Raw genomic sequence first — 12869 nt, 5'->3', positions numbered from 1 at the left:
TTAAGTTTTAGGTTAATGGTACCATGATATTTTTTTGATTGCAAACTTGAATTAGCCTGCTATCACTGAACTTTTTATCAATAACCGGTTAACACGTTAAGTTCATTTTTATAGTACCACGGTCATTTGGTTTATGCAAGCGTTTTCTTTTTATTTTTCAAAAACAGGGTATACATAAGTAATCTGTATCAAAGGGGGAAGTTATGGGGACTTTTTTTAATAAATGGGGGAAATGGATACTTGTTATTGGTTTAGTTTTTAGTGTATTTAGTGTTTCTACAGCAGGTCAGGCGGCGGCAAAAGAGACGGTGATCAACAAGCAGATGGTAACAACTGCAAGCCTTAATGTTCGCTCAACTAACGCAACTTCTGGGAAAGTTATTGGTTGGCTTAAGACTAATACAAAATTCAAAGCCATCGCAAAAACATCGAATAACTGGTATCGATTTAGTTTTAAAGGGAAAAATGGCTACGTATCTGGGAAATACGTCAAGGCCGTAACTACCGCACCGGCACCAAAACCTTCAACGCCAAAAATCGTGCAAATGAACGTACCTTTAATCGTTCAACGTCCACAATTGCCAACGGGTTGCGAGATTACAAATATTGCGATGATGCTGCGCTACGCTGGAAAAAATGTTGATAAAGTCAAACTTGCCAAAGAAATGAAACGTCATAAGTCCAATCCAAATTATGGTTTTGTCGGGAATCCGTTCTCTAAAAGTGGCTGGACGATTTATCCTCCCGCTTTAGTAAACCAAGTGAAAAAATATACTGGCACTGCGAAGAATATGACTGGAACGAATTTAACTGGTATTAAAAATCAGCTGAATAAAAAACGTCCGGTCGTAGCTTGGGTTAGTAATTTCCACGGTTTTTCCGTTCACGCGATTACTATTACAGGTTATGATAAAAACAATTTTTACTATAACGACAGCTGGTCTGGTCAAAAAAATGCGCGAATTTCGCAAAGTTACTTTAATACTTGTTGGAGCAAACAAGCCAAACGTGCGATTTCATATTGAGAAAAACCCTGCTATCATAATAGGATAGCAGGGTTTTTACTTATCTAATTTGAGAGAAGCTTTGGAATCATAGATTAAATTTTCATTGGGAACAATTTGATAGCTACGATATTGCGTCATCCATTCTTTTAAAGCATGCCCTGTTTTAGACTCAAATGAGTTCTCCATTTGCGTTACAATATCCGCATAATCGGCAAGTAAATCTACCCATAACTGGTCAATTCTTGCTAACTCCTGTTTACCATCTTCTATTATTTCCGCTACTTTTTTAGGGACTTCTGAACGTAAATGTTGCTTCTGCATTTGCCTCTCTAGTGCTCGTTGCGCGGCAATAACATCCGCTCTTTCTTGACCACTTAGTTCTTTATCCTTATTGTCTAATTTAGCCTGAAGTCGCTGTTGCTCTTGTTTCGCGTAATAATCGTAGCTCTCTATTTTGCTTGATCTTGGTGAACTCCCGTACATTTCTACCATCCTTTACTGTTTTCATTTATCCAACTTCCTAGCTCTTTATCTTTTTTATTAAAAGAAAGTGCAGCATTAATTACTTCTTCTTTAAAACCACTTAATTTTTGAATTGCTTTTCGATTTCCATCATAAAATTCTTCAAATTTATCTGTGTCGTGAAATCTATATATACCATCTTTATATTTCCGCGAAACTTCCGTAAGAACGTCATCTACATCCCAAGTCGTTAATTCGCTATACATGCCACCCTCCCAGGTTTCTTCATCCAGCCGAGATCGTAAGCGTTTTGACTGACTTTTCTCCCATTCTTCATAATCTTGCATGATATTTTCTATTTGACGCATTTTCATAAAAATATCATCTAATCGTCTAATTTGATTGATAATTTCATCAGGTTTAACTAATAATTCAGCTGAACCATCTTCTCCAAAACACCCTGTAAAAGTAGACTGCATATGTCCACCAATACCTAGTTTATCTAATTTATTTTTACTCGCATTCCGTTTCATTAAAAATTGCTGGTAAAAAACGGTTGCATTAGGCGGTAACATCCCAACAACATCATCTGAGTGGTAATAATCTTTTATTAAGTCCCAGTATTCTCCTCGTAGAGCTTTTTCTTGCTCTTCTTCTGTTAATTTATTAAACGAGCGCGCCGCAGCAAACGTTACGGCAGGCTTTAAATGTTTGACTGCTTCATATTGAGCCAACCCACCACCCAAACTATGGCCGGTGAAACTATAATCCATCGTTCTATATTTTTTCAGTGTTTCATTAACAAATTTATCATAAGATTTAAATTGACTTTGCCTGCTACCATCCTTATCAAGCAAACCTACATTTTCTTTCCAATCATCTAACTCTTCCGAACCTCTTGAAACAAAAATAATATGATTATATACTTTTAAATTCCCGTTATTATAGTTTTTGTAGTCTTTTAAAGGCACCACTGCAATTGCTTGAAGACCGTTGTTTTGGTTTGTGGAGTTGATTGTTACCCATTTTTCTTTATTCTCTATTTGAATTTCTTGTCCGACTGTTAAACTTCTATATTCATAGCATTCCGCTGCTAAATAAAAGTTTGTATCATCTTTTAATTTCACTCACATTCAGCCCTTTTCTATGTTATTATTTTTATGAGGTGAAAACATGAAAAAAAGAAATATTGTAATTTTTTTCATTATTATAATTATAATACTTAGTTGCATTGGAGGATACATAATTTTGAAAAAACATCAAGAAAATGTGGAAAGAGAGGCATTCCTAAAAGAAGAGTCTCCTAGAATTGAACAATTTTTAAAATTTAACTATAACAATGTTAATAAAGTAACTTTTACCCATGTTAAAGTTTCACCTATGGGAATTCCTTATATTGAAGGGTATATCAATGATAATAAAGAGCTTGCTTTCAGTGCATCTATATTCGAAGATCACTTTGAAAGAAGTATTAGTATACCAAAACAAGTTGGTGAATGGAGCAAATATGAGATTGATAAGTCTGTAACTGAAATTCAGCAACAAGAAAAAAACAAAAAACCTTGAGGTGACGACCTTTGAAAAAACAATCTATTATTCTCACCTCTATTTTAATCATAGTACTATGTTCATTTTGCGGATTTTTCTTCTGGAAAAAATATGAAATTCAAAATACTAACAAGATATTCACTCAACAAAAACCAAGAATTAAAGCGTTTTTCGATTATAATTACAATGGGATTAATGAAATTACTTTAACTAGTTTACAGGAAAATCCAACTGGTGTAGTTCACATTAAAGGTTATCTAAATGGGGATAAAGATTTATGGATTGATGCTGGACTCTTTGATTCAGCTGGAGTAGAAATCGTAAATTCCGCGAAAGAAGTCGATGAACAATTTTTGAAAAATGAAAACGAAGAAAATATAAAAACTGTTTCCGAAATCCAACAAGAAGAAAACTCAAAAAAACAATAAAACAAACCCCCACTTTCGATGATGAAAGTGGGGGTTTACTATATCCTAGTCGATATCTTTACCATTTGTTTCAATTACTTTTTTGTACCAGTCGAATGATTTTTTCTTCGAGCGGTTTAGAGTTCCGTTGCCTTTGTTATCGCGGTCAACGTAGATGAAGCCGTAGCGTTTTTTCATTTCGCCAGAGCCAGCGCTGACAAGGTCGATGCAGCCCCATGGTGTATAACCAAGAAGTTCCACGCCGTCCTCGATTGCTTCGCCCATTTCGCGAACGTGTTCACGCATATAGTCAATTCTGTAATCATCATTGATTGAGCCATCTTCTTCCACAGTATCCACTGCACCTAAGCCATTTTCAACGATGAAAAGTGGTTTTTGGTAACGGTCGTAAATTGTATTCATCGTAATACGTAGACCTAGTGGATCAATTTGCCAACCCCATTCGCTTGCTTTTAGGTATGGGTTTTTTAGTGTTGCGAAAACGTTACCTTCTGTTTCTTTGTTTTTCTCTGGATCTGCGCTTGTTAGACGAGAAGAATAGTAGCTGAATGCCACGTAATCAACTGTGTGATCGCGTAATGCGTCTAAGTCGCCATCTTCCATTTTGATGTTGATGTTGTGTTCTTTGAAGAAACGTTTAGTGTAGCTTGGGTAGTATCCGCGCGCTTGAACGTCAATGAAGAAGTAGCCTTCACGGTCCGCTTGAATGGATTTCCAAATATCTTCTGGGTTACATGTCATCGGGTATGTGTTCCCAGCTGCAAGCATACAACCGATTTGGTTTTCAGGGTTGATTTCATGACCAAGTTTTGTCGCTAAAGCAGATGCAACTAATTGGTGATGAGCCGCTTGATATTTCACTTCTTCAGGATTTTCTTCATTCGTAACATCCATGCCGCCACCAAAGAATGGAATGTGAAGAATCATGTTAATTTCGTTAAATGTCATCCAATATTTCACTTTATCTTTGTAACGCGTGAAAATAGCTTCACAGAAATTCAAATAAAAATCGATACATTTACGGTTTTTCCAACCACCATATTTTTTGAAAACTTCTAGTGGAGTATCGAAATGGTTGATTGTAACTACTGGCTCGATGCCGTATTTATGACATTCATCAAAAACTTTGTCATAAAATGCTAATCCTTTTTCATTTGGTGTCGTTTCGTCACCATTTGGGAAAATACGTGGCCAGCTGATGGACATACGGAAACATTTGAAGCCCATTTCTGCCATTAATTTAATGTCTTCTTTATAGCGATGATAAAAATCAATTGATTCATGACTTGGGTAAAAACCATAATCAGTCGAAAGTGCTTTCGTTGGATTGAAAAGTGCATCCCAACGTCCGTCCTCTACTGTTGGTACTATATCTACTAGTGAAAGTCCTTTACCGTCTTCAAGATAAGCGCCTTCACATTGGTTTGCAGCAACTGCTCCGCCCCACAAAAAGCCTTTAGGAAATTTTGATTCTGTCATTATGTGTAACTCCTCTCACGAATATAATTTACTTCTCCACTATAGAATATGTAATGCATTACATAGCAAGTAATAATTTTAAAATTTTTTTAGAAAAGCTGTTAACCCCTTTAAAATTGCAAAAAAACTGGCACAGAAAATGAATTCCATACCAGTCTTTTTAAATTATAACAAATGATTCATATGGCCAATTTCCATTACCCAATAAGAACCAATAACTACGACAATCGCAATAAATGCGGCGAATAAAATATTACCGATTTGAATTTTACCATCGCGGCCTTCTGTCATGTGCATGAACATCAGAAGCTGTAGGGCTGCCTGAATGAACGCAAAGATGAAAATAATAACTACCTTAACATTTGTTGTTAGCGTCGAATAAAGAGCCACCCAGACTGCTAGAAGCGTCAAAATAACTGATAATGCAAAGCCAACAATGTGTTTCCAAGGAATGCCACCTTCAGCATGAGCTGCATTTGATTTATTATTTTGTGTCATATTAGTTCACCATCCCTAGCAAATAGACACCGGTGAAAATGAAAATCCACACAACATCCAAGAAATGCCAGTATAAACTGGAAATAAATACTTTTGATGCTGTTTTTGGCGTCAAACCATGCATTTTAATTTGAATCAGAATAAAACTAATCCAGAAAATCCCGACCGTTACGTGAAGTCCATGTGTTCCTAGTAGAACGAAGAATGCTGACCAGTAAGAACCGATTTGCATTGTAACGCCTTCAGTCACATAGTGTGCAAATTCATAAAGCTCAAATCCAACAAATCCTGCACCAAGAATTAATGTGATAATCGAGTAAATCGTCAACATTTTCACATTGCCTTTACGCATCTCACCAATTGCTAAACCACACGTAAAACTACTTGTTAAAAGTAAAAATGTCATTATTAGCACTAGCCAAAGTTCGAACATTTCAGCTGGCGGATGACCCGCATTCGAGCCAGCCTTTCTCATAACAAAGTAAGTCGCGAAAAGTGTTGCAAACAGCGCAATTTCGGCGCCAAGGAAAATCCAGAATCCAAGAATATTTAATCGACCTTGTTCTGATCTATATTCAATTGGCAGATTTTTATTTGTTTCTACAGATTCCATGGGTTACCCTCCTTCACACCAGTCGCAAGTTCGCGCGCATTATGTTCTTCTGTTGCTTTAATTTCGTCCACTTCGACGTGGTAACCATCGTTATTTTGGAATGAACGATAAATCATACATCCTAAAATACCAACTAGACCAATAATTCCCATCCAGTACCAGTAGAAGACTAGTCCAAAACCTGCAATGAAGAAGAAGACAGACATTACAAACCCAACCATGGTATTACTTGGCATATGGATTGGTTTATAATTTTTATCATTTACATATGGATCGCCTTTTTGTTTTCTATTCCAGAAATCATCCAAGTCATTCCATTCAGGTAAAACAGCAAAGTTATATTTTGGAGGAACTGCAGAACTTGTAGCCCATTCAAGCGTACGAGCATCCCAAGGGTCACCAGTAACTTCACGTTTAGAGTTTTTATAACTGTAGTAGATGTTGTAGCAAAGAACTAAGAATGCTACACCCATCAAGAATCCGCCCACTGTAGAGATAAAGTTAAGCGTTGTCCAGCCATCACCTTGTACGTAAGTGTAAATACGACGCGGCATACCATCTAGTCCTAGGAAATATTGCGGGAAGAAACAAACGTTAAATCCAACAACGAAAATCCAGAAGAACCATTTACCAATTTTTTCATTTAGTCTGTAACCGACCATTTTTGGATACCAGTATGTAAGCCCGGCAAAGCAGGAGAATACGGTTCCAGCAATTAATACGTAGTGGAAATGGGATACTAAGAAGTACGTATTGTGATATTGATAATCGGCCGCAGCCATCGCAAGCATAACCCCAGTTACCCCACCAACAACAAAGTTAGGGATAAAAGCAAGCGACCAAAGCATTGGCGTTGTAAAGGTTATTCGCCCTTTGTACATCGTAAAGAGCCAGTTGAATATCTTAATCCCGGTCGGTATCGCAATCATCATCGTTGTAATAGAGAAGAAGGAGTTAACAAGCGCCCCTGATCCCATTGTAAAGAAGTGATGGACCCAAACTAGGAAACTTAGTAAAGAAATAACTGCCATCGCGGCAACCATCGCCGGATAACCGAATAATTTTTTCCTGGAGAACGTAGAAATAATCTCTGAGAAAATACCGAAAGCTGGCAAAATAACAATATATACTTCCGGATGTCCCCAAACCCAGAATAAGTTGGCCCACATCATTGGAAGCCCACCATTCGTGAGTGTGAAGAATGCTGTCCCAAACAGTCGGTCAAATGACATCAAAGCAAGTGCCACTGTTAAAACTGGGAAAGCGAAAATAATGATCAAACTTGTAATTAATGAAGACCAAGTAAACATTGGCATTTTCATTAACGTCATACCTTTTGTACGCATTCTTAAAATCGTGACGAAAAAGTTAATCCCCGTCATCAGTGTACCAATACCAGCGATTTGAACACCTAGAAGATAGAAGTTAATTCCATATCCCGCGCTAAAATCTGTCGCAAGTGGCGCATAGTTTGTCCAACCAGCATCCGGTGAACCACCAATTACGAATGATAAGTTAAATAGCATCGCTCCCATAAAGAACGTCCAAAAACTTAAGTTGTTTAAAAATGGAAATGCTACATCACGTGCACCAATTTGAAGAGGTACGGCAATGTTCATCAGTCCGATGATAAACGGCATCGCCATAAATAAAATCATAATTGTTCCATGCGTAGAAAATACTTCATTGTAATGCTGTGCGTCCAAAAATTTCATATCCGGTAAAGCGAGCTGCGTACGCATCATTAGCGCATCCACACCACCACGGAAAAACATTAAGACAGCAGCAAGCAAGTACATAATACCAATTTTTTTATGATCAACGGAAGAAATCCACTCTTTCATGAGCCACTTCCATTTTTTTGTATAAGTTAGTAACGCAACAACACCAATACTTACAAGTACGATAGAAATCTGCGCACCTAAAATCATTGGGTCGCCAGTTACGATAAACTCATTCCATTTCATGCCTTATGTCCCCCCTTTTTAGTTCCCTGCGTCATCCGATTCTTTTTTATTGAATTCATTTGTTTGGATGTCTTCTTCCATTTTCTTCATTTCATCTTCGCGGTGTTTATCCTCGTGGTAACCTTCACCATTTTTAATAATTTGCGGCTTCATATCATGACGCTCAAATTGTGGATTAGTTACTGTCACAGGACGAACAGGAAGCATTGGTTCATCAGAAATGGTTGATTTTGTGTTTGGATTATGCGGATTTGTCATTTCATAACCAAAACGTTTGTAGGCATAGAAAACATACTCTGGATCAGCTGCTACATCAACAAATGCTAAATGCGTACCAGAATAAGTCTTTTTCTTGGAGCTGCCAGGAATTAGTAGACGGTCATATATGTCTTGCGTAATAACTGGTGAGCTTGCTTTTGTTTCTTTTGCCCATTTTTTGAAATCTTTTTCAGATTGAGCTACTACATCAAAGCGTTGATCCGCAAAACCTTCGCCGTTAAAGTTTGCGTTACGACCTTTGTATGTACCAACTTCATCTGCTTGTAAATATAAATTCATCGTCATGCCAGACATCGCATATTTTTGTCCACCTAATTGCGGAACCCAAAAGCTTGTCATCGTATCTGCAGAAGTTAATTTGAATAATACAGGACGGTCGGTTGGAATGTTTACATAGTTCACCGTTTCAATCGACTCATCTGGATAACTAAAAATCCATTTCCAGTCTGCACTTGTTGCGTAAATAACAATTGGATCTTTATGCGAAGTCACTTTTGGTGCTTCTTCCCCTGCATAAATTGTTTTTACAGTCGGAATAGCCAGAGCAATAACGATAGCCACTGGAATCAATGTCCAAAAAATTTCCAGTTTTTTACTACCATGCATATCCGGCTCATAGTTTGAAATGTCTTTCCGTTCGCGGTATTTAACCAACATAATCGTAAACAATACAAAAATCGTCAAAACAATAACCAGCATAAATATAATCGAATAAATAATTAAGTCCGACTGACCTTTAGCAACTGGCCCTTTTGGATTAAGTACTGTCAAGTCACCACAACCACTTATAAGGCCGGTAACCCCAAGTAGTGCCGTAAGTAGCAAAGATTTAAGTACCTTTGACACCCGAATCCCCTCTTTTCCTTTTGATGTTTTCTAATGTGTATTTTTGCGCAAAAATACCATTACCGGAGTGCTGAAAGAAGCTTGTTAGAACTCCTATGTAACTGAAAAAATGCTTTTACTATTTAGTTCTTTTTAAAAAACTCACAAACTTTTTTTAAATTGTTCCGCATTTTTAAAATCACTATGTTCATACTCTAACTCATTATATCTGATTTGATATCTTAGTTCAAAAACCTGATATATTAAATATTTCACAAACTTTCATTCTGTTCACTATTCCCTAGATTGTGAAATTCGAAACAAGTTGTAAATAATTTTTATCTGGAAATTTATTTTTATGGTATATTAGTTTTATCGCATACTTTAATTCCACAGGGAGTGGTTAAGTGAGTAAAAAATTAAAGATATTTCGAATGATTGAATTAATAATTGGAATTATAGGTTTTGTTTTACCATCCATATTATATTTCATGGATATTCTTTCTGGTGCAGAATCTGGCATTTTAACAGTTGTTGGTGTGGTTATTTTTAATCATGCAACTGATTTATCTAATAAAGATAAGACGACTTAAAAAAAGATTTAGTTTATTACTATAATCAAACTAAAAGCCGAGCAACTTTTACATAAAAGTTGCTCGGCTTTATTAATGATATATCCACTATTCAGTAATTTGAACTCTCCCCGTATGGAAAGGTAAATGCTTAATACCAAGCTTTTCCCACTCATTCACTAATTTTTCGGCTAGTTCTTTCGTTTCCGAGAAAGCTATTCCACAATCTCCGCCACCAGAACCAGATGATTTTCCTGCGCCGCCCATGTTTTCAGCTGAGTCCGCGAGTTCTTTTAGCAAGCTTGTTTCAATATTTACGCCAGCTTTTGTTCCAAGTTCTTGGAGAATGCGACGATTTTCTTTAATAGCTGAATAAAGCAATTCCTCATCTTTCGTATGGAAAGCTTGAATTATTTGCTTCATAATCTCGTTATTTCTAGTTAAAAAATGTTGATAATTCTTGCTATCTTCTTGTTTAAAAGCATGAATTTGCGAAACTAATTTTCCGGTACTTACAGGTGTGCCCGTCCAGCCAACAGAAAAAGTCGGTACTGGTTCTTCTAATGTTTCGATTTGAAGCATGGGCCACGGCTCTTTCATAAACCATTCGAGTGATTTATAAGCTAAACGATGCTTCACCCATTCTTGATCAAATGTCGTATAAGCAATCCATCCACCGTACATACAAGAGGCAATATCGCCACAAGAGCCATTACCTTGCACAACTAAATGTGAAAGGGCAGCTAGTTTGAATTTTTTAAGCATTGATATTTCTGGATAAAATTTCGTCATTAACGCGTTGATTACAGCAACCGTCGCCGCTGCGCTAGAACCGAGTCCATATTTTGCGCCAGATTGGTCGATTAATTCTGTTTCAATGACCATTTTCACAGGAGTTAGTTCTATACCTTCTGATTTTAGAAAAGTAGTCGCGATATTAATTGCTTCAGCTGTAAAAGTCCAATGTTCCCCGTCTGGTTTAAGTTCGCCGCCAACTGGCCATGAAACTGGATTTTCATAATGAGGAATCCATAATTCATTGCGCTCGCTATCCTCTAGTGTTAGTGTTATATAACGATTAACCGCAGTTAGAATAGCTGTATGACCGGATTCTACGACTGCATATTCACCAGCAACATATAATTTTCCGGGTATTTTAACTTGTAGTTTATTTTTCATCTGATACAACACTCGCTTCCTTACCGGCGTGGCAAATTAGAACGTTTTTAGCCAAACCTGACAACTTCTCTGCTACGATATTTTCATTTACACGCTCACAAATAACTTTAACATTTGGTCCAGCATCCATTGTGAAATAGGCAGGTATACCATTTTTGCGTAGTTCTCTAACAGCATCCATTATTTCGAGTGACTCTGGTTGAAAATAAGTAAACGGTGGCTCTGCACCAAGCGTTGTCGCATGCATTTTCATTCCGTTTCGTTCGGTAATTTCGCCCACTTTGATGAAATCTTCGTCTAAAATAGCTTGTTTCATTTCTTCTAAGTCTATTTCAGCAGCAGAAACCCATTTTTCGAAAAAAGGAGATGTTTCAACGGTTAGACGCATTCCATCACGACTGGAAACTTTCTTTTCTTTGTCTGAAACGACTGCGACTACAAGAGACATTTTGTCACATAATTTATTCGTGAATGGAACGGCAAAAGAATCACTACCATCTGCAAGCTCCCCTTTTTCCCAAATGACAAAATCGCCGAAAACGGAACGAGAAGCAGAACCAGACCCGAAACGAGCCAGTTTGGAAATATATTCTTTTGTGTCTGTTCTACCAGCAGCGCTAGATCCAGCAAGCGCGAGAGCTGCAAATGCAGAAGCCGATGAAGCTAGTCCTGCCGCAGTTGGAACATGGTTTTCGGAATTAATTTTTGCTTTTGCTGAAATACCGAATTCTTCACGCATTTTATCTATAAAACGAGCTACTTTTGCATCCGTTTTTTGTTCATTATTTAAAATAAATGTATCTTGGGTTAGTTTTTCGTCCCATTCTACCGTTGTTTTTGTATAAAATTTATCTACCGTGAAAGATAAACTACTGTTTGCAGGTAGAATCAAGTGTTCATCGCGTTTTCCCCAATATTTAATTAGCGCCACATTCGTGTGTGCGATGGCTGTCGCTCTCATAACTACCTTCTCCAATCGTAAAAATCCATTCTTGTGCAGCTCCAGCATTATGAAGCGCCTTCGTTATTTGTTCAGCGATTTCTTGATTTTTTGCTACAGCGATAATACATCCACCTCTACCGCCACCTGTAAGTTTTGCCCCGTCTGCACCACTACTTCTAGCTACTTCAATTAATTTCTCTAAACTACTGTCGCTAACTGTCAAAGTTTCTAAATAAGATTGTGCCTTATTCATTGCAGCGCCTATTTTCACAGTATCTGCATCGCCTTCTAAATGCGTCTTTATTTCCCGGGAAATATTGCCAAGTTGGTGGATTATTTTCCCGATTTCAGCTTGATTTTTTTTATATAAAACTTGAACATCCTTCACCGCGTCTCTGGTTTCACTTGGAACTCCAGTATCCGCTACTACGAACGTGATTTTTTTTGGAAAGTGCATGATTTCTAGTTTTCGATCTCGTTCATACCATACTGGTTTTTCACTTACAACCGTAATAGCATCAACACCACTAGCATTGCCATGAGCAATTTTTTCTGCCGCATTCACAATGGCTAATAATTTTTTCGAGTCTAATTCTTGATTAAAATATTTATATAAGCCGCGTGCAATACTTGTTGCTACAGCGGCACTTGAACCTAATCCTCGTCCAATCGGAACGCCTGAAACCACATGGATAGAAACGCATTCGCCTTTTCCAATTTCATTTAAAATATCTACAACTAATGCTTTGATTCCTGCTAAGAAATCAGGCATATCATCTAAATCACCTGAAAAAAATGCCGAAGAAAATTTGGTTTTTGTAGAATTTTCTACATTTGTCGTTACAACTGCCTGTGTAAATGGGACTGAAATTGCCGGTTCTCCGTATACAACTGCATGTTCTCCGCATAATATCATTTTAGCTGTCCCAATGCCTGTAGCCAATGCACGCCAATCCTTTCTCCATCAAAATAATACAAACTTTAATACTTCATGATACCATAATTATTTCACTAAAACCTTATTATAGAACTTTTTTTGCCCCAAAACAATGATTGGCGCAACTTTTCC

Annotated in this window: 14 protein-coding genes; 4 read left to right on the top strand and 10 right to left on the bottom strand. The window is 37.2% G+C overall.

The window, feature by feature from the left end; translation table 11 throughout:
* Positions 1-203 precede the first annotated feature (203 nt).
* Positions 204-1025: a C39 family peptidase gene (locus tag HRK21_RS06080; RefSeq protein ID WP_070006446.1), complete on the top strand. Its 822-nt coding sequence runs from the start codon at positions 204-206 to the stop codon at positions 1023-1025.
* Between the two features lie 36 nt (positions 1026-1061).
* Here HRK21_RS06080 and HRK21_RS06075 read toward each other — a convergent pair whose 3' ends face one another.
* Positions 1062-1490, bottom strand: a complete 429-nt coding sequence (locus HRK21_RS06075; protein WP_070006447.1) for a hypothetical protein — start codon at positions 1488-1490, stop codon at positions 1062-1064.
* Between the two features lie 2 nt (positions 1491-1492).
* The gene (locus tag HRK21_RS06070; RefSeq protein ID WP_070006448.1) at positions 1493-2596 is read right to left on the bottom strand and encodes a Tle-like phospholipase domain-containing protein; all 1104 of its coding nucleotides are present in this window, start codon (positions 2594-2596) and stop codon (positions 1493-1495) included.
* A gap of 121 nt (positions 2597-2717) precedes the next feature.
* Between HRK21_RS06070 and HRK21_RS06065 the strand changes: the two genes are divergently transcribed.
* Both HRK21_RS06065 and HRK21_RS06060 read left to right on the top strand, forming a co-directional pair.
* Complete coding sequence (locus HRK21_RS06065) at positions 2718-3035, top strand: DUF1433 domain-containing protein (protein ID WP_077952748.1); 318 nt, start codon at positions 2718-2720, stop codon at positions 3033-3035.
* Positions 3036-3046: 11 nt separating this feature from the next.
* Entirely contained in the window at positions 3047-3445 is a 399-nt protein-coding gene (locus HRK21_RS06060) for a DUF1433 domain-containing protein (protein ID WP_070006450.1), read from the top strand.
* A gap of 45 nt (positions 3446-3490) precedes the next feature.
* Here HRK21_RS06060 and HRK21_RS06055 read toward each other — a convergent pair whose 3' ends face one another.
* The 5 genes from HRK21_RS06055 to qoxA form a co-directional block, all read right to left on the bottom strand.
* The gene (locus HRK21_RS06055) at positions 3491-4924 is read right to left on the bottom strand and encodes a 6-phospho-beta-glucosidase (protein ID WP_003740039.1); all 1434 of its coding nucleotides are present in this window, start codon (positions 4922-4924) and stop codon (positions 3491-3493) included.
* A gap of 165 nt (positions 4925-5089) precedes the next feature.
* Positions 5090-5422, bottom strand: coding sequence for a cytochrome aa3 quinol oxidase subunit IV (gene qoxD, locus HRK21_RS06050; RefSeq protein ID WP_003725633.1), 333 nt, complete (start codon positions 5420-5422; stop codon positions 5090-5092).
* Position 5423: 1 nt separating this feature from the next.
* Positions 5424-6035, bottom strand: coding sequence for a cytochrome aa3 quinol oxidase subunit III (gene qoxC, locus HRK21_RS06045; RefSeq protein WP_003725632.1), 612 nt, complete (start codon positions 6033-6035; stop codon positions 5424-5426).
* A complete protein-coding gene (gene qoxB / locus HRK21_RS06040) occupies positions 6023-8002 on the bottom strand; it encodes a cytochrome aa3 quinol oxidase subunit I (RefSeq protein ID WP_003725631.1) in 1980 nt (659 codons plus the stop codon). The genes qoxC and qoxB overlap by 13 nt, the downstream gene beginning before the upstream one ends.
* 18 nt (positions 8003-8020) lie before the next feature.
* Positions 8021-9127, bottom strand: coding sequence for a cytochrome aa3 quinol oxidase subunit II (gene qoxA, locus HRK21_RS06035; RefSeq protein ID WP_003740038.1), 1107 nt, complete (start codon positions 9125-9127; stop codon positions 8021-8023).
* A 386-nt stretch (positions 9128-9513) separates the two neighbouring features.
* Here qoxA and HRK21_RS06030 point away from each other — a divergent pair, with 386 nt between their 5' ends.
* The gene (locus HRK21_RS06030; RefSeq protein ID WP_003740037.1) at positions 9514-9699 is read left to right on the top strand and encodes a hypothetical protein; all 186 of its coding nucleotides are present in this window, start codon (positions 9514-9516) and stop codon (positions 9697-9699) included.
* A gap of 87 nt (positions 9700-9786) precedes the next feature.
* On the opposite strand, the gene HRK21_RS06025 is transcribed toward HRK21_RS06030, so the two are convergent.
* The 3 genes from HRK21_RS06025 to mvk are packed head-to-tail and all read right to left on the bottom strand — an operon-like array spanning position 9787 to position 12743.
* A complete protein-coding gene (locus tag HRK21_RS06025) occupies positions 9787-10866 on the bottom strand; it encodes a phosphomevalonate kinase (RefSeq protein WP_077952746.1) in 1080 nt (359 codons plus the stop codon).
* Entirely contained in the window at positions 10847-11818 is a 972-nt protein-coding gene (gene mvaD, locus HRK21_RS06020; protein ID WP_003740035.1) for a diphosphomevalonate decarboxylase, read from the bottom strand. The genes HRK21_RS06025 and mvaD overlap by 20 nt, the downstream gene beginning before the upstream one ends.
* Positions 11775-12743, bottom strand: coding sequence for a mevalonate kinase (gene mvk, locus HRK21_RS06015; protein WP_077952236.1), 969 nt, complete (start codon positions 12741-12743; stop codon positions 11775-11777). The genes mvaD and mvk overlap by 44 nt, the downstream gene beginning before the upstream one ends.
* Positions 12744-12869 lie beyond the last annotated feature (126 nt).

It is taken from the genome of Listeria monocytogenes, assembly GCF_013282665.1.
GTDB lineage: Bacteria > Bacillota > Bacilli > Lactobacillales > Listeriaceae > Listeria > Listeria monocytogenes_C.
The sequence above is the reverse complement of the archived record's forward strand: the minus strand, read 5'-3'. Positions and strand labels throughout refer to the sequence as shown.

Excerpts from the sequence above, each read along its gene's own strand:
- HRK21_RS06080 (WP_070006446.1), top strand. The coding sequence starts at position 204 with ATGGGGACTTTTTTTAATAAATGGGGGAAATGGATACTTGTTATTGGT.
- qoxC (WP_003725632.1), bottom strand. The coding sequence starts at position 6,035 with ATGGAATCTGTAGAAACAAATAAAAATCTGCCAATTGAATATAGATCA.
- qoxB (WP_003725631.1), bottom strand. The coding sequence starts at position 8,002 with ATGAAATGGAATGAGTTTATCGTAACTGGCGACCCAATGATTTTAGGT.
- qoxD (WP_003725633.1), bottom strand. The coding sequence starts at position 5,422 with ATGACACAAAATAATAAATCAAATGCAGCTCATGCTGAAGGTGGCATT.
- HRK21_RS06075 (WP_070006447.1), bottom strand. The coding sequence starts at position 1,490 with ATGTACGGGAGTTCACCAAGATCAAGCAAAATAGAGAGCTACGATTAT.
- mvaD (WP_003740035.1), bottom strand. The coding sequence starts at position 11,818 with ATGAGAGCGACAGCCATCGCACACACGAATGTGGCGCTAATTAAATAT.
- HRK21_RS06055 (WP_003740039.1), bottom strand. The coding sequence starts at position 4,924 with ATGACAGAATCAAAATTTCCTAAAGGCTTTTTGTGGGGCGGAGCAGTT.